Origin of the sequence: Rhodococcus pseudokoreensis, assembly GCF_017068395.1 — a bacterium.
Taxonomy (GTDB): domain Bacteria; phylum Actinomycetota; class Actinomycetes; order Mycobacteriales; family Mycobacteriaceae; genus Rhodococcus_F; species Rhodococcus_F pseudokoreensis.
Genome location: NZ_CP070619.1, coordinates 5,280,207 through 5,299,863, shown reverse-complemented (window position 1 = coordinate 5,299,863; position 19,657 = coordinate 5,280,207). Strand labels below are relative to the sequence as shown.

The window sequence follows — 19,657 nt, the reverse complement described above, 5'->3', positions numbered from 1 at the left end:
CCTTCAAGGGGTGGCGTCGTTGCCGGGGTTGGGGAGCGTTCGGTCAGCTCTGCGTCACGGCGCCGTCGATGCGCCGCCAGATGCCGAGTGGGTTGTCGGTGCGCAGTTCGTCGGCGAGGAGTTCCTCGGGAACGTTCTGGTAGGCGACCGGGCGCAGGAAGCGTTCGATGGCACGGCTACCGACGGACGTCGTCGACGGCGCGGTGGTGGCGGGGAACGGCCCGCCGTGCACGATGGCGTGGCCGACCTCGACCCCGGTGGGCCACCCGTTGAACAGCACCCGGCCTGCGATGAGTTCGAGCCGGTCGACGAGGGCGCGCGCGTGCGCGTGATCGGTCGGGGCGGCCTGGATCGTGGCGGTCAGCTGCCCCTCCAGGCGGTCGATGATCGCGGTCAGTTGTGCCACGTCGGCGACTCGGACGATCACCGAAGCCGGGCCGAAGACCTCGTCCTGGAGCTGATGGTCGTCGAGGAATTGCTCGCCGGTGGTGACGAACAGGTGCGGCACCCCGGAGCACCCGGCCTGAGCGGGAGCGGTGTCGGCGACAGCGACTGTGTCGATGTTCTCGTTCGCCGTCAGTCGGCGGGCGCCGTCGGCGAACGACGTCGCGATTCCGGGGTAGAGCATCGGTGCCGGGCTGGCAGCGCGCACGGCGTCGGCGGCCGCCCGGACGAACTGGTCAGCGCCGGGAGCATCGACGAGGAAGACGAGGCCGGGGCTGGTGCAGAGCTGACCGACGCCGGTCGTCATCGACGCGATGAACTCCGAGCCGAGTTCTTCGGCCCGGTCGGCGAGGGCACCGGGCAGGACGAAGACCGGGTTGATGCTGGACATCTCGGCGTACACCGGGATGGGCACCGGACGCGCCGCCGCGGCTGCGGTGAGGGCGATCCCGGCCTGCTGGGACCCGGTGAATCCGACTGCGCGGATGCGCGGGTCGGTGACGAGTGCGATGCCGACGGTCTGACCCGAGCCGAACACGAGGGAGAAGGTGCCCTCGGGCAGGTTGTGAGCGCGAACCGCGTTGCGGATCGCCCGGCCGACCAGTTCCGACGTGCCGGGGTGCGCCGAATGCGCCTTCACGATCACCGGTGCCCCGGCGGCGAGCGCGGAGGCGGTGTCGCCGCCGGCGACCGAGAATGCGAGCGGGAAGTTGCTGGCGGCGAACACGGCGACCGGGCCGAGCGGCACCTTGCGCTGACGCAGGTCCGGCTTCGGCAACGGCGTGCGGTCGGGGTTCGGGGTGTCGAGGCGGGCGCCGGTCCAGCTGCCCTCCCGGACCACCGCGGCGAACAGTCGAAGCTGGCCGGTGGTGCGGGCGAGTTCACCTTGCACCCGCGCGGTGGGGATACCGGTTTCGGCGTGAACCCGGTCGATCAGCGCCGAACCCAGGTCGTCGAGTTCGGCTGCGATCGTGTCGAGGAACGCGGCCCGCTGCTCGAAGCTGGTGTGCCGGTAGCTGCCGAAGGCCTCCCAGGCGAGTTCGGCCGCCCTCGCGACAGCCGCCTCGTCGGCCTCGTGGTAGATCGGCCCGAGTGCGGCGCCCGTGGCCGGGTCGGTGGCCTGGAACGGGGACCGGGTGCCGGGAATGTCGTCCGCACCGATGAGCGAGGTACCGGTGAGTTCGATTGTGTGCGAGGCGGTCACGATCAGCTCACCTTCTTGATCAGGTCGGCGAGTTCGGCGAGTTCGACGTCATCGAGGTCGGTGAGCGGGCTGCGGACGGGGCCGGCAGGCCGACCGATGACCTTCATGCCTGCCTTGATGATGCTGACGGCGTATCCCTGCTTCTTGTTGCGCAGGTTGCAGTACGGGATCACGAACTCGTTGAGGGCGTTGATGACGAACGCGTTGTCCCCGCTGCGGAGGGCGTTGTAGAAGTCGAGTGCGAATTGCGGGACGAAGTTGTAGATCGCCGACGAATACGTCGTCACACCGAGTGCCAGATACGGCAGAGCGAACATCTCCGCGGTCGGCAACCCGCCGACGTAGGTGAGGCGGTCGCCGATGCCGGCGTAGATGCGGGTCATCTGCTCGATGTTGCCGACCCCGTCCTTGAATCCCACCAGGTTCGGGCAGCTGTCGACGAGTTCGGCGACGGCCGCCTCGGTGTAGACGGCGTTGGCGCGGGAGTAGATGGTGACACCGAGATCGGTGGCGGCGCAGACCTGCTTGACGTGCGCGACCAAACCGTCCTGGCTGGCCTCGGTCAGGTAGGGCGGAAGCAACAGGATTCCGTGCGCGCCTGCACGTTCGGCGGACCGGGCCATCTCGACCGCGGTCGCGGTGCCGTAGCCGGCGGGGGCGATCACCGGCAGACCTTCGGGAGCCTCCCGGACCGCGGCGGTGACGACCTGCTCGACCTCGGCCGGGGTGAGGGAGAAGAACTCGCCGGTGCCGCCGGCCGCGAACAGTCCCGACGCGTCGAACTGGCTGAGCCAGCCGATGTTCTCGCGGTAGGCCGCCTCGTCGAACGATCCGTCCTCGTGTAGGTGCGTGACCGGGAACGACAACAGACCGGAGCCGAGCTTGCGTGCGATCTCCTGGGGCGAGGCGGTGGTCATGGCGTGTGGGTCTCCTCATCGACAATCGTGCGCTTCGTGTGCACTGATCCACAAGGCTAGGAACTAGGTACTATTCAAGTCCAACACTTCTTTAGAATCATTTGATACAGGAAAGGTATCGGATGTTTTCTCTCAATCAGCTGACGCAATTCGTGGCCGTCGCCGAGGAAATGCACTTCGGGCGGGCCGCGAATCGGCTGCGCATGACACAGCCACCGCTGAGCCGGCAGATCCAGCTCCTCGAGAAGGACCTCGACGTCCTGCTCTTCGACCGCTCGAGCCGGGCGGTCAAACTCACTCCGGCGGGCAAGGCGTTCCTGGCCGATGCTCGCAGGCTGCTGCAGCAGTCCGAGCGCGTCGCGCTGTCGGTGCGCAAGACGTCCCAGGGCCGGACGGGCATTCTGCGGGTCGGATTCACGGGCGGCAGCGTCTACTCGGGCCTCGAGACCGTGCTGACTTCCGCCCAGGCGACCATCGAGGACGTCGAGGTCGAACTGCGGGAGTTGGTGACCATGGATCAGCTCGAGGCGCTGTCGGAGGGCTCGCTGGACCTCGGCCTGGTCCGTCCACCGGTGACGCGGCCCGACCTGGCCTCACACCCGCTGCTGCGTGAACCGCTCGTCGTCGCCATTCCCATCGAGCACGAGTTGGCCGCCCTGACCAGGCCCGTCGACGTCACCGACCTGCACGGGGTCGACGTCGTGATGTACACGCCCATCGAGTCGCGGTACTTCTTCGAACTGCTGTCCTCGGTGTTCCACGAGGCCTCGGTTGCCCCCGTCGTCGTCCAGTACATGCACCAGTTCCACAGCATGCTCGCCCTGGTCAACCTCGGCTGGGGTCTCGCCCTCGTGCCGGAATCGGCGAGCAAGATGCACTTCGACGGTGTCACGTACCGGCCGTTGACCACCCCACGCCCGGCCCAGGTGGAGTTGGACCTGGTGTGGCGGATCGACAACGAGAATCCGGCCCTGGCGCGCCTGCTCGCGAAGTTGGTTGCCGAGACGCCCGTGGACCCGGCGCCACGAGGCGCCGAGTCTGATACCTAACTTGGATGACTTGATGCGATTTCGGGCTTGGACGCGCATACGTCGGCGTCTGTACATTCGGTTCATTCGCGGATGTGACTCACGACACGGTCGATTCGCCGGCACCATTCTTCACGCCCCTCCGAAGGAGCCCTCAGTCATGACTCTCAGTCGATCGGTCGAACAGTCGACCATCGCCTCGACCTTGAAGATCGGCAAGGTCCGATACACGATCCTGGCGATGATCTTCGCGGTGACCGTGATCAACTACGCGGACCGCGCGACCATCTCGATTGCCGGCGACTCGATCCAGGACGAATTCGGTATCAGCTCGGTCACCCTCGGGTACATCTTCTCCGCCTTCGGGTGGGCGTACCTGATCGGGCAGATTCCGGGCGGCTGGCTTCTCGACCGCTACGGCGCGAAGAAGGTGTACGGCTGGGCGATCGTGACCTGGTCGACCTTCACCGTCCTGCAAGGATTCCTGGGCAGCTTCAGCATGGGCACCGCGGTGGGTCTGCTGGTCGGCCTCCGCTTCCTCGTCGGACTCACCGAATCCCCTGCCTTCCCCGGCAATTCCAAGATCGTCTCCGCCTGGTTCCCGGCCAAGGAGCGCGGCACCGCCGCCTCGATCTTCAACTCCGCGCAGTACTTCTCGACCGTCGTCTTCGCCCCGATCATGGGGTGGCTCGTCACCGCCATGGGCTGGGAGCACGTCTTCACCGTCATCGGCGGCATCGGCATCGCCCTCGGATTGATCTGGACGAAGGTCGTCTACAGCCCCCGCAGGCACCCGCGCCTGAAGCAGCCCGAATTCGAGTACATCGAAGCCGGTGGCGCGCTGGTCGACATGGACCAGCCGGGCCAGAAGCAGCAGGCCGGATCCGATCAGCTTCGCTATATGAAACTCCTGCTGACCAACCGGATGACGCTCGGCGTGTTCGTCGGCCAGTTCTTCATCACCACCATCACCTGGTTCTTCCTCACCTGGTTCCCGGTCTACCTCGTCCAGGAACGAGGCATGAGCATCCTCGAGGCGGGCTTCATCGCCGTCCTCCCCGCGATCTGCGGTTTCGTCGGCGGCATCAGCGGTGGCCTGATCTCCGATGCGCTGCTGCGCCTCGGCTGGTCCCTGACCAGGGCTCGCAAAACCCCGATCATCACCGGTCTGCTACTCGCCACCGCGATCATCGGCTGCAACTTCGTCGACGCCTCCTGGCTCGTCGTCGTCCTGATGTGCGTGTCCTTCTTCGGCAAGGGTCTCGGCGCGCTCGGCTGGGCCGTCATGGCCGACATCTCGCCGAAGGAAATCTCCGGCCTCGGCGGCGGCGTCTTCAACACCTTCGGATCGGTCGCCAGCATCACCACACCGATCGTCATCGGCTACATCGTCGACAGCTACGGCTCCTTCGAACTCGCCCTCGTCTACGTGGGTGTGTGCGCACTGCTGACCGTCGTCTCGTACATCTTCGTCGTCGGCCCGATCAAGCGCCTCGACCTCGCCGAAATGCAGGCCCGCGCCGACCGCAAGCGCGCCCAGCGTCAGCACTGACCCCGTTGCACCCCGTCGCGCGACGCGACGATGATGGGACGGTGATCATCGAACGCAGCTCGGTCGTCGGCGCGCCGATCGGGCAGGTGTGGGCGAGGGTCGTCGACCCGGAGGGGATCAACGACGAGATGCGTCCGTGGATGACGATGAGCATCCCGCGTGGTCAGGAGTCGATCAGCATCGACTCGGTCGCGGTCGGTGAACCGCTCGGGCGGGCGTGGCTGCGACTGTTCGGGCTGGTCCCGTTCGATTACGACGATCTGACCATCGCGGAGCTGGAACCGGGTCTGCGGTTCCACGAGAAGTCGACGATGCTCAGCATGCGCCGGTGGGAGCACGAACGCACGCTCCGGCCGTTCGACGACGGCAGCACCGGCGTCCACGACCGGATCACGTTCGAGCCGAGGCTTCCGCTGGTGCCGCTGACGCCGGTGCTCGCCCGCGTTCTGGGCGCGTTCTTCGGGCACCGGCACCGGCGTCTGGCGCGGCACTTCGGCTGACGGCGTCAGTGCGCCGTGTAACCACCGTCGACGACGAGTTCGGTGCCGGTGGTGAAGCCGGACTCGTCCGAGGCGAGGTAGAGCACCCCGTACGCGATCTCGTCCGGTTCGCCCTGCCGCGGAAGGGGGTTGCCCGAGACGAGTTGGCGGTAGTACTCCTCCGGCCCGAGCGCGCTGCCCTCCGCCGACCGCCGGCTCATCGCCGTTCGCATCGACCCGGGGTGGATCGAGTTGACGCGAATCCCGTCCGGCCCGTAGGTGACGGCGTCGGATTTGCTCAGCAGCCGCACCGCGCCCTTCGACGCGTGATACAGCGGGACGTTGGAGCCTCCGGTCAGCCCGTGGATCGACGAGAAGTTCACGATGCTGCCCTTCTTCCGGCCGATCATGTGGGGCACCACGTGTTTGGTCATCATCCAGACACCCTTGACGTTGACGTCGAAGATCTGGTCGAACTCGGCGACCGACGCCTCGTGTGACGGTGCGGGCCTGCCGATGATGCCGGCGCAGTTGACGAGAACGTCGGGGACGCCGACGGTCTCGACGATCGCCGCGACGGCGTCGGCGACGCTGGTCTCTTCGGTGACGTCGACGGCGAACGGCGTGATCGCCTCCGAATCCCAGGGTGCATCGGGGAGTTTCAGGTCGAGCGCGGCGACCCGCGCGCCCTCCTTGGCGAGCTTCCGGGCGGTCGCGCCGCCCAGATCGCCGTTCGCCCCGGTGACGACGGCGACCTTCCCTGCCACTCGACCTGTCATGACCTGCCTCCCACTGCTGCGACGGCCCACGGGCCGATCATCGGAATCCATTCGGTGATGTCGTACGACGCGACGTGCCCATGCTTTGTGAACGGGTCGCCCTCGACCACGTCGACGACGTCCTGCCGGTCCGCGGCCTCGTAGACCATCGCGGCACCGGGATCTTCTCCCGCCGCGAACGGTCCGGACCCGAGGATCAGTCCGCGGTCGGCGGCGGCCTGCAGGTGACTCTTGTGTTCGGGACGGTGTGTGTCCCGGCCGGCGGTGTCGCCGCTGTATGTGTAGCGGACGAGGTAGAACGGCACGTCAGACCTCTTCCAGGACAGTCGGTGTGGCGGATTCGCTGCGCAGCGACGCGAGGATCTCGGCGTCCCGGCCGATGGTGTATCCGAAGACGAGCGCGGGCCCGATGTTGGCGCCGTAGCCCGGGTAGCCGCCGCCGAAGATGCTGACGGCCGCGGAACCGGCCGCGAACAGACCGGGGATCGGCTGGTTGTCGTCGTCGAGGACCTGGCTGTGCCGGTCGACGGCGAGGCCGGAGTAGGCGCCGAGGTCGCCCATCTCGATCTTCGCCGCGTAGTACGGCCCCTTGTCCAGCGGCTCGAGGTTCGGGTTGGGCTGGTGCTCCATGTCGCCCTTGAAGTGGTGGAACCAGTTGGATCCGCGATTGAACTTCGGGTCCTCCCCCTTGGCGGCGCCCGAGTTGAACTCGGACAGGGTCTTCTTCAGCCCGGCGGCGTCGACACCGATCTTGCGGGCGAGTTCCTCGACCGTGTCGGCCTTGTGGAGGAATCCGGTCTTCTTGAAATAACCCTGCGGGATCGGCCACGGCTTCGCGTAGCCGATTCCGTACTTGTTCATGGCTTTCGAGTCGGCGATGATGTAGCCGAACGTCTCGTCCTGACCGGCGTTCTCCTGAATCATCGCCATCCCGAAGTCGTGGTACGAACTCGACTCGTTGGCGAAACGTTCACCCTTGCGGTTCACGGCGATCAGTCCCGGGAGCCCGAACGCCCGCAGGTGCGGGAAGATCCGCTGCTGTCCGCGCAGACCGGTGAACACCGTGACCGGCGCCCAGGCGGCCGGCTCGTGGACGTCGGTGTCGACGTGCCCGCCGAGCGGTGCGGCCAGCCGCACATTGTCACCGTCGTGCCCGACCGTCGGCGTGAAGTGGTTGTCGCCGTGCGGATCATGACCCCAGTACTCGGCGCGCAGGGCCGCGTCCGAGGAGTAGCCGCCTGCCGCGATGACGACACCGAGCCGCGCCTCCACCGTTCCCGCGTGCACGCCCCCGAGCACGGCGCCGGTGACCACCCCGCTCTCCGATTGCAGGATCTTCGTGACGGGTGTCTCGGTCCACATCCGAATGCCGAGCTTCGCGGCGGACGACACCATCCGCACCATCAGCGAATTGCCGTTGGTTCGGTCGAACGACCGGCGGCAGAGCACCGTCTCGACCCACGTCTTGAGGAGCTTCTTCGACACGTAGGCAAACGATTTCAACGACTGGTTGGCGTGCAGGAACTGCGCGATGTCGGGTCCGACCTCGGGCATGTAGCCGAAGACGGTGTACGTGTCGAGGTAGGGGCGCAACCGGAGCCGATTCTCGCCGAGGGTGCGCGCGTCGACGACCTTGCCGGAGATCGCGCGCCCCGACGGCTTCGCGCCCGGGGCGTCCATCTGGTAGTCCGGGGCCATTTCCGGATAGACGAATTCGACGTCGGTGTCGCGTTCGAGCCAGTCGATCGCCTCGGGGACCTCGTCGAGGAAGGTGTCGACCATCTCGGCCTTGTAGCAGTCCTTGGCGAGTGCCCGGATGTAGGTTTCGATCTCGTGACGGGTGTCGCCCTGCGCGACGCCCTGCTTGTTGCCCGGCACCCACGCCCAGCCGCCCGAGATGGCGGTGGTGCCGCCCAGCCACTGCGACTTCTCGGCGACAATGACGCTGTGGCCTTCGCTCGCGGCCTTGAGCGCGGCGGCCATGCCCGCGGCCCCGGACCCGATGACCAACAGGTCGCATTTGACGGATTTCGAGCTCATGTGTGGACCTTCCCTGGAGAGTCGGCACTCGATGGTGGTGCGCGAAGACGATGCTGTGCAGCATGTTTCGAGCCACAGTGCGCGATCGGTGACGGTGTGTTCGTGTCACCCACTCTGGTCGAGCCGAGACTCGGGTCACAGCCCGACTCCAATGGATGGAAAGGTTTCTGTCAGTGCCGCGATCCGCGCGTCATCGCCCGGGTGATGCCGCGCGACGCCGTCGTCAGCGCCGCCACCACCGACTGCGGGTTCGCCTGATCGTGCGGGATGACGACGGACAGCGCGGCGATCACCTTGCCACCGTCGCTGTCCCGCACGGGCACAGCGACTCCCGTCGCGCCCGGGGTGATGAGACCGGCGGCCACCGCGAAGTGCTGGTGCCGCACCTCGGCGAGGAGACGCCGCATCTGGTCGGGATCGGTGACGGTGGCGTCGGTGTACCGTTCGAGCGGCTGCGACAGCAAGTCGTCCTGCACGTCCCGGGAGGCGTTCGCCATCAGGACCAGGCCGGACGAGCAGGCGTGCACCGGCAGCCGTCCGGCGATCTTGGTGACGTTGACGACGGACCCGCGGGTGGAGAGCCGTTCGACGAACAGCACCTCGTTGCCGTCGAGGACGCCCAGCTGAGTGTGTTGTTTGATCGCGGCGTTCACGTCTTCCATGAACGGCATCGCGGCCTCGCGCAGGCTGAGCGTGTGCGAACCGCGGGACCCCAGCTCCCACATCCGGACCCCGATGCTGATCCGGGTGTCGTTGCGTTCGAGGAGGCGGAATTTCACGAGTTCGCCGACGATGCGGTGCGCCGTCGCGACGGGGAGGTCGGATCGGCGCGCGATGTCGGACACCGACAGGGACGGTGTGTCCGCGTCGAAGGAAGACAACACCCTCACGACGCGGGCAGTGACCGATTCTCCTGTCGGTGTCCGTGACATCGCCCTATTGTCCTCCGGCTACTCCCGCGAGGTCGACGGTAGCCCGAGTTCGGCCAGCGGCACCCGGTACGTCTCGCGGGCGGTGAAGGCGGCGACGGACGAGACCAGCATGCACAGCGCCGTGAACACCGCGACCGGGACCCACGCGTTCACCCCGGTGCCCAGCAGCGCCCAGCCGATCGCCCGGGGCGAAACCGGCGATGAGGAAACCGATCTGCGTGCCGACGGCGAAACCGGAATAGCGCACGGGCGCAGCGAACATCTCGGTGAAGAAGCTCGGCCACAGGCCGTTCACCATCGAGTAGAACAGCGTCATCGTGAGCAGAGCGGCGACGAAGATCAGCGGAACGGAGCCGACCGAGATGGCCCAGAAGTAGCCGAAGATCGTCACGGCGCATCCGAGAGTGCCGGTGATCCACACGGGGCGGCGTCCGACGCGGTCCGACAGCTTGGCGAGCAGAGGTATCGCGACGATGGAACCCGCGATCGACGCCGACGACGCCCACAGCATCGTGGTGCGGTCGATGCCGACGTCGGGTCCGGTGGCGTAGGCGAGCCCGAAGACGGTGAACACGGTCTGCCCGACCGCGAACAGGGAGCACAGGGCGATCCGCAGGACGTCCCGCCACTGGGTGGTCACGACCGTGACGACGGGCAGTTTCTGCACCTCCGCGTGCTCGCGCGACTCCTCGAACACCGGGGTCTCGTCGAGCTTGGTGCGCACGAAGTAGGCGACCACGAGCATCACGGTGCTGCACCAGAACGGGATTCGCCAGCCCCAGCTGTCGAGTTGCTCCTTCGGCAGCGCGGCCACCGGGATGAAGACGAGGGTCGCGAGCACCATCCCGGCCGCGTAGCCGGTCATCGTGAAACTGGTGAAGAACGCCCGCCGCCCCTCGGGTGAGTGTTCGAGCGTGAGCGTACTGGCGCCGGCCGCCTCACCGCCCGCGGAGAACCCCTGCGCGAGGCGGCACAGGACGAGCAGGATCGGGGCGGCGATGCCGATCTGCTCGTAGGTGGGCAGGAACCCGATCGCGAGACTCGACAGTCCCATGATGAGCAGCGTCAGCAGCAGAATCTTCTTGCGGCCCAGCTTGTCCCCGAAGTGGCCCAGCACGATTCCGCCGACCGGGCGGGCCACGTAGCCGACGCCGAACGTCGCGAGCGCGGCGACCGTGCCGATCGCGTCGTTGCCGGCCGGGAAGAACGTGTGCCCGAAGACGAGGGCGGCGGCGGACCCGTAGATGAAGAAGTCGTAGTACTCGAGCGCGCTCCCGAGGAACGACGCAAGCGCCGCCTTCTTCGGCGTCTTCGTGACTGTGGGCATCTCGGACGTCGGGCTGTCGTGCGTCACGGCGGATACGTTCATCGACTCTCCTGCGATCGGGCCTGGCGTGGTGTGACTCAACGTGCCAACCACGACCCCGCGTGCGCAACGTCACATCCATCCATTGGAAAGCCGGCGCTACGCCGGGGACAGCTCCCAGCCGGTGCTCATGTCGCGGGCGAGGTCGGGCAGTCGTCGCAGCACCCGCTGGCTTTCGACGAAGTCGCGGAACGGGATGGCGAGCAGGGCCCGCAATTCGCCCGGACGACCCTCGGCGAGCCGCTGGTAGGACGACGCGATGTCGCTGACGATGTACTGCCAGCGCGGTTCGCGGTCGGCCCAGTTGAAACCGGGCAGGGGTGTCCGCAGCCGGTAGTCCGAGCCGTTGACGTCGCCCGTCACCGACATCGGCGCGACCTGTCCCGGTGCCCGCGCGCCCGGGACCGAGGGTTGCGCCGCGAGGGTGGTGGCGTAGGTGAGCGCCCGGCCGACACCGTCGCGTGCCGCCGCCGTGACGTCCCACTGGTCGGCGATGATCTGATTCTGCTCACGCGACGCCATCCGGAACAAGGCGTCCGCGTATCCCGCCGGGGTGCCGGAGAAGATGCCGTCCCAGGCGATCTCGGCGTTCTCGTCGAGCAGTCCCGCGGCGGCCATCTCCTCGACGGCGCCCCTGCCGTCGTTCAGGTACGCCTCGTGCATCGGCACCATGTCGAAGTAGATGTGTTTCTGCATCATCAGCAGGCGCTTCTGATACCAGTCCAGGTCGCCCGCCGTCATCGCCGGACCGACGGTGGCGAGAGTTCTCGGGTCCGGGGGCAGGAGCGTCGTCGCCTCGCCGGGCAGTCCGCGGATCGTGGACGCGACGGTGTTGCCGAGCGTGTGGACGGCGTCGACTCCGAGCACGGTCCGGCCGAGGTCGAGGTCCCAGAAGCCGGCGGCGAACGAGCCTCCCGCAAGCCCGGCCATACCGGACCAGTAGAGCTCGGCTCGTTGGAGTTGATACCGGCCGTAGTTCTCGTAGACCCGGTCGACCACCTCCGCGTTGGCGATCAGCCCGGCGTTCGGATCCCATCCGGCGAGGTCGATGCCGGACGCCTCGGATCCTCGCGCCAGCCAATATTGCTGCAGCAGAGCGGAATACCTGGTCGGCGCGACACCGTCGGCGCGGGCGGCGGCCAGCGCCGCACCGAGTACGGCGGAGTCGGTGGGGAGCCGGGGGTCGAGCCCGCCGATCGACTCCGCCGCCGCGTTCGCGGGCGTGATGTCGAGGAGGCCCGCGTAGCCGGCGGCGTGCGCGACGTTCGGCGCCGGACCGGTCAACGCGAGGACCCCGAGCAACGCGACGAGCACCCCACGGATCGTCGTGTTGCGGACCCGAGGTGATTGGCAGTGCACAGCACCGGGCATGTCAGGTATTTAACAACATATATGTGATGGCGTCAGGGTTTTCCCTGGATTCCCCCACGTGAGTGCTAAAGCGTGCCCCGGCACACGACGCCACTCACGTGGGGTCGAGTTCACCCAGGACGGCCGAGAGAATGGTGTGCGCGCTGGCGATGACGGTCTCGATCGGCTGACGGTTCTCCGACAGCACCCACTGCTGGGCGATCATCAGCACCGCCCCGACCAGGCCGGTAGCGAGGGTGCGGAGGTGAAACTCCGGGAACGCGGCGCGGTCGACGGCCGGACCGATGACGACGAGCACCGCGTCCACGAACGACCGGGTGACGCGGCGGTAGGCGTTGTCGACCTCCGGGCCGACGCCGAGGACCTCCTGGAATGCGATCCGCGGGATCCGCGGGTCGTCGGCGACGGACCGGAAGAACGCGGTCAGCGCGCCGCGCACCCTGGCGTCCAGATCGGCGCCCCCGTCCCCCGCGCCGCGCAGGACGCTGTCCCGGAGACGGTCGGTCACGCTCGCGTACGCCGCCAGCAGCAAGGCCTCGCTGTCGTCGAACGACTCGTAGAAGTAGCGCTTGGTGAGCCCGGCGGTCGAGCAGATCTTCTCGACGGTCGCGGACCGGTATCCGCTGGTCCCGAACACCTCGACGGCGGCGTCGACGAGGCGCGCGCGGCGCTCCTCCTGACGTTGGCGAGGGCCCGCACCACGGTAGGTGCGGCCCGTCTCGTCGAGCCTGGGCGAACTCACTCCCCAATATTGACACCGCACAGTTCCAGATACAAACTGACACTGAACGGTGCCAGATCACACGCCAGGAGATCGCATGCCCACGCTCAGGAACAAAGTCGCGCTCGTCACCGGGGCCGCTCGGGGTATCGGAGCCGAAACGTCCCGCGCCCTTGCCCGCAAGGGCGTCAAACTGATCCTGATCGATCTGGACGCCGAACCGCTGAAGGCCCTCGCGACCGAACTCGGTGACGACGTCGCGCTCGCCGTGGCCGCGGACGTCTGCGATCTGCCCGCCATGCAGAAGGCCGTCAACTCCGGAGTCGCGAAGTTCGGGGGCATCGACTTCGTTCTCGCGAACGCCGGCATCGCCAGCTTCGGCTCGGTGATGCAGGTCGATCCCGCCACGTTCAAGCGGGTCATCGACATCAACATCCTCGGCGTCTTCCACACCGTCCGGGCCGCGCTACCGTCCGTGATCGAGCGGAAGGGCTACATCCTGGTCGTCTCGTCACTCGCCGCGTTCGCACCCGCAGCCGGTCTCACCGCCTACAACGCCAGCAAGGCCGGGGTCGAACATTTCGCCAACGCCCTCCGTCTCGAGGTCGCGCACCGCGGCGTGGCCGTCGGTTCGGCCCACATGTCGTGGATCGACACCCCGCTCGTGCAGGACGCGAAAGACGACCTCGCCTCGTTCAACCAATTCCTCGCCGCTCTGCCGGGACCGCTCGGCAAGACGACCTCGGTCGACGCGTGCGCCGCCGCGTTCGTCGACGGCCTTACGGGACGCAAGCGCCGGGTCTACGTGCCGCGGTGGGTCGGGATCTTCGCCTGGCTGAAGGCGGTGGTGACGTCGCGGATCGGGGATCGCACCCTGCTCCCCCCGGTCCCCCGGATCCTTCCGCTGATGGACGAGGAGGTCGTGAAACTCGGCCGCTCCACCAGCGCACGTAATGTCGCTCTCGACGACGTCGCCGTCGACCCGAAATAGCCACCCGTCCCACCCAGCGAGAGAGTGTCCATGTCACACACCGATACCGCCGCCGACACCACCGGCGCGAAGGCTCCCGTCGAACATCTCGACGTGCTGATCATCGGGGCCGGACTGTCCGGGATCGGTGCCGCGTACCACCTGCAGGACAGCTTCCCCGGCCGGACCTACGCGATCCTGGAGAGCCGCGAGTCGATCGGCGGCACGTGGGACCTGTTCCGCTACCCCGGCATTCGGTCCGATTCCGACATGTACACGCTGGGCTACCGCTTCCGGCCGTGGGAGAACGACAAGTCGATCGCCGACGGTCCCGCGATCCTCGAGTACGTCAAGGACACGGCGGCCGAGCACGGGATCGACCGGAACATCCGGTTCCGGCACAGGGTCGTTCGCGCCGAGTGGTCGACCCCGGACGCCTGTTGGACGATCGACGCCGAGCGCACCGACACCGGTGAGACGGTCCGGTTCACCGCAGATTTCCTGATGTCCTGCAGCGGGTACTACCGCTATGACGAGGGCTACACCCCCGAGTTCCCGGGCATCGACCGCTTCGCCGGGCAGGTCGTGCACCCGCAGACGTGGCCCGAGGACCTCGACTACGCGGGTAAGCGGGTGGTCATCATCGGCAGCGGGGCCACCGCGGTGACGCTGGCACCCTCGATGGCCGCCGAGGCGGCGCACGTGACCATGCTGCAGCGCTCACCCACGTACATCATCTCGATGCCTGCCAAGGACAAGCTGGCCAACAAGTTGCGGCGCCACCTGCCCACGCGGCTCGCCTACGCGCTGACACGACTCAAGAACGCGTCGGTGGCGACGGCGATCTACCAACTGTGCCAGCGGTACCCGGAATTCATGAAGGGCCGCATCCGGCAACTACAGGAGAAGTGGCTGCCGAAGGGCTACGACATCGACAAGCACTTCACGCCCCGGTACAACCCGTGGGATCAGCGACTGTGCCTCGTGCCCAACGGGGATCTGTTCCGCTCCATCCGCAACGACGAAGTGTCGATCGTGACCGATCACATCGACACCTTCACCGAAACCGGGATCACGCTGAAGTCCGGCGACGAGCTGCGCGCCGACGTCGTCGTCACCGCAACGGGTTTGAACCTGCTCGCGTTCGGCGGGATGACACTCGCCGTCGACGGCCACGACATCGACCTCACCGAGACCATGGCGTACAAGGGGATGATGCTCAGCGGGGTACCCAACTTCGCGTTCGTCATCGGCTACACCAACGCGTCCTGGACGCTGAAGGCCGACCTGGTGTGCGAATACGTCTGCCGACTGCTCGCGCACATGGACGCGAACGGATTCGCACAATGCTCCCCGGAGCGGGACAGTGAGGTCGACGAGGAGCCGTTCCTCGACTTCGCCGCCGGCTACGTGCTGCGGTCGGTGGAGTCGTTCCCCAAGCAGGGCTCGAAGGCACCGTGGCGGCTGCGGATGAACTACTTCCGCGACCTGGTCACACTGCGGCACGGCAAGATCGTCGACGACGCTATGCGCTTCGCGCCCGTGAGTACTTGTTAACCGCCGGCGGTTAACAAGTACTCACGGGCGGAGCCTTCCGACATTCGGAATCGGAGTTGGAAACGGGTGACCTGTCCGCCACGGTAGGTGAGTCGTGAGCCACATCACAGGCCATCTCCGAGGAAGAGCAGGTCCCGCGCATGCAATTCGACCTACGCGAACGCATCGACAGCAGTCCGATGACGCGCTACCAATGGGGCGCCATCGCCATCTGCGGTCTACTCAACGTGCTCGACGGCTTCGACGTCCTCGTCATGGCGTTCACCGCACAGTCGGTGTCGCAGGAGTGGGATCTGTCCGGCTCCGTCGTCGGCCTCCTGCTCAGCGCCGGACTGTTCGGCATGGCCGCGGGGTCGCTGTTCCTGGCGCCGTGGGCAGACACCATCGGTCGCCGCGCCATGATCCTGCTGTGCCTGGCGCTGGCGTCGTCCGGCATGCTGTTGTCGGCGGTCAGCCAGAACGCGCTGCAACTCGGTCTGCTCCGCGCGCTCACCGGCGTCGGTATCGGCGGAATCCTCGCCAGCAGCAACGTCATTGCCAGTGAGTACGCGTCGAACCGCTGGCGCGGGCTGGCCGTGAGTCTCAATTCCACCGGGTACGCCGTCGGCGCCACCCTCGGCGGCATCATCGCCGTCGTGCTGCAGAACTCGCTCGGCTGGCGCTCGGTGTTCCTGTTCGGCGGTCTGTGCACGGCCGTGATCATCCCCGTCGTCTACGCCCGGCTCCCCGAATCGATCGACTTCCTGCTCGTCCGTCGCCCGGCCAACGCCCTCGACCGGATCAACGCGTTCGCGCGACGGGCCGGACAGCCGCCCCTCGACGAACTGCCCGCACCGCGCGCCGCCGCCGCTGCGGACGCCGGATTCGCGGTGCGCGTGCTCCTCTCCCCGGAGCGGCGCCGCAGCACCCTGCTGGTGTGGTTCGCGTTCTTCATGGCGATGTTCGGCTTCTACTTCGTCACCAGCTGGACCCCGAAACTGCTGGTCGAGGCGGGCATGTCCGCGAACCAGGGCGTCACCGGCGGTGTGCTCCTCAACCTCGGTGGCATCTTCGGCGCCACCCTGCTCGGCGCACTGTCCGCCAGGTTCGCCCTGAAGCGGGTGCTCATCGCATACCTGGCGATCGCGGGCGTGCTCCTCGTCGTCTTCGTCCCCGCCACCGCATCCATCGTCGTCGCGTTCGGACTCGGCGCCCTCATCGGCGTCTTCGCCAACGGCTGCATCGCCGGGCTGTATGCGATCACCCCGTCGGTCTACTCGCCGGCCGTCCGCGCCACCGGAGTCGGCTGGGGCATCGGCATCGGACGCGTCGGCGCCATCGCGTCCCCGATCGTCGCGGGCGCCCTCCTCGACCGCGACTGGTCGCCCACGCAGCTGTACATCCTCGTCGCCGCATCCTTCGCCCTCGCCGGAATCGCCGTGTCGCGGCTACGGTTCGAGAAGACCGGCGGCTCCGCCACCCGTGAGCGGTTGACGAGTGCAGAGACTCGTTAACCACTCACGGGCCCGGAGGGCCTAGGCGTGCACGTGGAGAGGTTTGCCTGCCACCGCCAGCAGTGCCTCGCCGAGGGCCTCGCCCTGGGTGGGGTGGGCGTGCACGAACTTCGCGGCCTGGGCGGCGTCGACCTCGAAGTTGTACAGCAGCTGTGCCTCGCCGATCAGTTCGCCGACGCGGTCGCCGACCATGTGCACGCCGACCACGACGCCGTCCGGCGCCACGACGAGTTTGACCGCCCCCGACGTCTTGAGGATCTGACTCTTGCCGTTGCCGGCTAGGTCGTAGACGACCGTCCGGATGTCTTCGCCGAACTTCTCCCGCGCCGCGGTCTCGGTCAACCCGACCGACGCGACCTCGGGGTGGGAGTACGTGACGCGGGGAATGCCGGTCTCGTCGATGACGTCCGGACGGAGCCCGGCGATCTCCTCCGCCACGAAGATGCCCTGCTGGAAGCCGCGGTGCGCGAGCTGGAGTCCGGGCACGATGTCGCCGACCGCGTAGACGTTCGGCACGGTGGTACGCAGCCGGTCGCTGGTGACCACGAATCCCCGGTCGAGGACCACGCCGGTCTCCTCGTATCCCATCGAGGCGGTGTTCGGGCCGCGTCCCACCGCGACCAGCACGACGTCGGCGTCGAGCACGTCGCCGGAGTCGAGGGTGACGGTCACCGCGTCCTCGTCCTGCGCCACCTCGGTGACCCGTACCCCGGTCTTCGCGGCGATCTTGCGGCGACGGAACGCCCGCTCGAGGTACTTGGAGACCGTCTCGTCCTCGTTCGGGACCAGCCTCGGCATCGCCTCGACGATCGTCACCGACGCACCGAACGACGCCCACACACTGGCGAATTCGACGCCGATGACGCCGCCGCCGAGGATGATCGCCTTCTTCGGCACCGTCGGCAGCACCAGCGCCTGGTCGCTGGTGACGACCCTGCCGCCGATGCTGATGCCCGGCAACGTCTTCGGGGACGAGCCCGTCGCCAGAACGACGGCCGCACCGGTGATCAGCTCGCCGTCGACCTCGATACCGTTGGGCCCCACCAGCCGCCCGCGGCCGTTGACGACGGTGATGCCGTGGGAGTCGACGAGGCCCTGCAGGCCCTTGTGCAGGCGGGTGACGATGGTGTTCTGGTAGCTCAGCACCTTCTCGAGGTCGACGCCGCCGAACGTGACGTCGACCCCGAACTGTGCGGCCGTGCGGGCATTGTCGGCGACCTCGGCGGAATGCAGCAGCGCCTTGGTCGGGATGCACCCCTGGTGCAGGCAGGTGCCGCCGAGTTCGTTCTCTTCTATCAGAATGACCGAACGGCCCAGTTCGGCCGAGCGGATCGCGGCCGCGTAGCCGCCGGAACCGCCACCGAGGATGACGACATCTGCAGATCGGGACATGGGAACTCCTTGCTGGAACGGAAGTGGAAGAAAATCAGAGAGCGGCGACGGCTTGTGCGTGCAGGCGGCCCGCCCGGTAGGACGACCGGACGAGGGGTCCGGACAGGACGCCGAGGAATCCGATCTCGCGGGCCACCCCGTCGAGCATCACGAACTCCTCCGGTTTCGCCCACCGCTCCACCGGATGATGCCGGGCCGAGGGCCGCAGGTACTGCGTGATCGTGATCAACTGGCAACCGGCGTCGTGCAGGTCCCGGAGTGCCTGGATCACCTCGTCCGTGGTCTCCCCCATCCCGAGGATCAGGTTCGACTTGGTGATCAGACCGTCCTCCCGCGCGCGCGTGATCACGTCGAGGGAACGCTCGTAGGTGAACGCCGGCCGGATGCGACGGAAGATCCGGGGAACGGTCTCCACATTGTGCGCCAGTACCTCCGGCCGGGTGTCGAACACTTCGCGCAACTGTGCGGCGTCGGCATTGAAATCCGGGATCAGCAGTTCGACGCCGGTGCCCGGGCACAGTTCGTGAATCTGCCGGACCGTCTCGGCGTACAGCCAGGCGCCGCCGTCGGGCAGATCGTCACGTGCCACACCCGTGACAGTGGCGTACCGGAGGCCCATGGTCTGCACCGATTCCGCGACCCGCCGGGGTTCCCCCCGATCGAGGGCCGCGGGACGTCCGGTGTCGATCTGGCAGAAATCGCACCGCCGGGTGCACTGGCTGCCGCCGATGAGGAACGTGGCCTCGCGGTCCTCCCAGCATTCGAAGATGTTGGGACATCCGGCTTCCTGACACACGGTGTTCAGGTTCTCGCGCTCGACGAGGGCGGCGAGGTCCCGGTATTCGGGACCGGTCCGCATCTGCACCTTCATCCACGACGGTTTGCGTTCGACCGGCGTCTGGGCGTTGCGGACTTCGAGGCGGAGCAGGCGCCTGCCTGCCGGGGCGAGCGGAGCGACGGGGGATGGTGCCGGGGCGGCCGGAGATGTTTCAGAGGTTGTAGTCATGGAGGAACTCCTACGACCGGACGAGACCGATCGGTATGCGACGACCCCCGGCAGCGCGGCACGGGGGAAAGTGAAGGGGAAGGCGAGCACACGACGACAACCGTTGCACTCGAGGCTGTCTGGGCTCTCATCGATCGGCGTGTGCGGTCACGTCCGAGCGAGGATCAGTCGAGGATGCCAAATGACGAGGCGTTTTGGCAAGATCGTCGCCGCTTGGCGACCGCGAAGGAATCCGGGGGAGACAAACCCGCAACGCCTGTGTACTGTTTGGCCAACCACAACTGAAGACGCCGTTGACGCGCAGCGGGAGAACCTCCTTTTCGGAGGCGCCGTAGGAGCAACTTCCTCCCCGGGAATCTCTCAGGCCCCAGTACCGCAGCGTAGAGGCAACTCTGGAGAACAGAAT

Annotated in this window: 16 protein-coding genes, 1 pseudogene and 1 riboswitch; of the genes and pseudogenes, 6 read left to right on the top strand and 11 right to left on the bottom strand. The window is 67.3% G+C overall.

The window, feature by feature from the left end:
- Positions 1-43: 43 nt before the first annotated feature.
- Together JWS13_RS29355 and kdgD are read right to left on the bottom strand one after the other, a co-directional pair.
- Positions 44-1,648 carry an aldehyde dehydrogenase (NADP(+)) gene (locus tag JWS13_RS29355; RefSeq protein ID WP_206008910.1) on the bottom strand — a complete coding sequence of 535 codons (1,605 nt, stop codon included), beginning with the start codon at positions 1,646-1,648 and terminating at the stop codon, positions 44-46.
- Between the two features lie 2 nt (positions 1,649-1,650).
- Positions 1,651-2,565, bottom strand: a complete 915-nt coding sequence (kdgD, locus tag JWS13_RS29350; RefSeq protein ID WP_206008909.1) for a 5-dehydro-4-deoxyglucarate dehydratase — start codon at positions 2,563-2,565, stop codon at positions 1,651-1,653.
- Between the two features lie 122 nt (positions 2,566-2,687).
- On the opposite strand from kdgD, the gene JWS13_RS29345 reads away from it, so the two are divergent.
- The 3 genes from JWS13_RS29345 to JWS13_RS29335 all read left to right on the top strand — a co-directional run bounded on the left by JWS13_RS29345 (position 2,688) and on the right by JWS13_RS29335 (position 5,645).
- Complete coding sequence (locus JWS13_RS29345; protein WP_206008908.1) at positions 2,688-3,614, top strand: LysR family transcriptional regulator; 927 nt, start codon at positions 2,688-2,690, stop codon at positions 3,612-3,614.
- Between the two features lie 139 nt (positions 3,615-3,753).
- Positions 3,754-5,145 (top strand): MFS transporter, encoded by a 1,392-nt coding sequence (locus JWS13_RS29340; RefSeq protein WP_206008907.1) that lies wholly within the window; start codon positions 3,754-3,756, stop codon positions 5,143-5,145.
- 41 nt (positions 5,146-5,186) lie between these two features.
- Positions 5,187-5,645, top strand: a complete 459-nt coding sequence (locus JWS13_RS29335; RefSeq protein ID WP_087559920.1) for an SRPBCC family protein — start codon at positions 5,187-5,189, stop codon at positions 5,643-5,645.
- A 5-nt stretch (positions 5,646-5,650) separates the two neighbouring features.
- Here JWS13_RS29335 and JWS13_RS29330 read toward each other — a convergent pair whose 3' ends face one another.
- The 7 genes and pseudogenes from JWS13_RS29330 to JWS13_RS29300 form a co-directional block, all read right to left on the bottom strand.
- Positions 5,651-6,403 carry an SDR family NAD(P)-dependent oxidoreductase gene (locus JWS13_RS29330; RefSeq protein WP_206008906.1) on the bottom strand — a complete coding sequence of 251 codons (753 nt, stop codon included), beginning with the start codon at positions 6,401-6,403 and terminating at the stop codon, positions 5,651-5,653.
- Complete coding sequence (locus JWS13_RS29325) at positions 6,400-6,708, bottom strand: YciI family protein (RefSeq protein WP_206008905.1); 309 nt, start codon at positions 6,706-6,708, stop codon at positions 6,400-6,402. Before JWS13_RS29325 ends, JWS13_RS29330 begins: the two co-directional genes overlap by 4 nt.
- A gap of 1 nt (position 6,709) precedes the next feature.
- Positions 6,710-8,443, bottom strand: a complete 1,734-nt coding sequence (gene chcC2, locus JWS13_RS29320) for a 4-oxocyclohex-2-ene-1-carboxylate 5-dehydrogenase (protein ID WP_206008904.1) — start codon at positions 8,441-8,443, stop codon at positions 6,710-6,712.
- 170 nt (positions 8,444-8,613) lie between these two features.
- Positions 8,614-9,375 carry an IclR family transcriptional regulator gene (locus tag JWS13_RS29315; RefSeq protein WP_206008903.1) on the bottom strand — a complete coding sequence of 254 codons (762 nt, stop codon included), beginning with the start codon at positions 9,373-9,375 and terminating at the stop codon, positions 8,614-8,616.
- An 18-nt stretch (positions 9,376-9,393) separates the two neighbouring features.
- Positions 9,394-10,744, bottom strand: a pseudogene (locus JWS13_RS29310) (MFS transporter).
- A 96-nt stretch (positions 10,745-10,840) separates the two neighbouring features.
- Entirely contained in the window at positions 10,841-12,112 is a 1,272-nt protein-coding gene (locus tag JWS13_RS29305) for a hypothetical protein (protein WP_206008902.1), read from the bottom strand.
- A 94-nt stretch (positions 12,113-12,206) separates the two neighbouring features.
- Positions 12,207-12,854 (bottom strand): TetR/AcrR family transcriptional regulator, encoded by a 648-nt coding sequence (locus JWS13_RS29300; RefSeq protein ID WP_206008901.1) that lies wholly within the window; start codon positions 12,852-12,854, stop codon positions 12,207-12,209.
- A gap of 76 nt (positions 12,855-12,930) precedes the next feature.
- Between JWS13_RS29300 and JWS13_RS29295 the strand changes: the two genes are divergently transcribed.
- The 3 genes from JWS13_RS29295 to JWS13_RS29285 all read left to right on the top strand — a co-directional run bounded on the left by JWS13_RS29295 (position 12,931) and on the right by JWS13_RS29285 (position 16,853).
- Complete coding sequence (locus tag JWS13_RS29295) at positions 12,931-13,824, top strand: SDR family oxidoreductase (protein WP_206008900.1); 894 nt, start codon at positions 12,931-12,933, stop codon at positions 13,822-13,824.
- 30 nt (positions 13,825-13,854) lie between these two features.
- Complete coding sequence (locus tag JWS13_RS29290; protein WP_206008899.1) at positions 13,855-15,360, top strand: flavin-containing monooxygenase; 1,506 nt, start codon at positions 13,855-13,857, stop codon at positions 15,358-15,360.
- A gap of 140 nt (positions 15,361-15,500) precedes the next feature.
- Complete coding sequence (locus tag JWS13_RS29285) at positions 15,501-16,853, top strand: MFS transporter (protein WP_206008898.1); 1,353 nt, start codon at positions 15,501-15,503, stop codon at positions 16,851-16,853.
- A gap of 21 nt (positions 16,854-16,874) precedes the next feature.
- Here JWS13_RS29285 and lpdA read toward each other — a convergent pair whose 3' ends face one another.
- Together lpdA and lipA are read right to left on the bottom strand one after the other, a co-directional pair.
- Entirely contained in the window at positions 16,875-18,245 is a 1,371-nt protein-coding gene (gene lpdA / locus JWS13_RS29280; RefSeq protein ID WP_206008897.1) for a dihydrolipoyl dehydrogenase, read from the bottom strand.
- A gap of 34 nt (positions 18,246-18,279) precedes the next feature.
- Positions 18,280-19,251, bottom strand: coding sequence for a lipoyl synthase (gene lipA, locus JWS13_RS29275; RefSeq protein WP_206008896.1), 972 nt, complete (start codon positions 19,249-19,251; stop codon positions 18,280-18,282).
- Positions 19,252-19,545: 294 nt separating this feature from the next.
- Positions 19,546-19,637, top strand: a riboswitch (glycine riboswitch).
- The last annotated feature ends 20 nt before the right edge of the window (positions 19,638-19,657 follow it).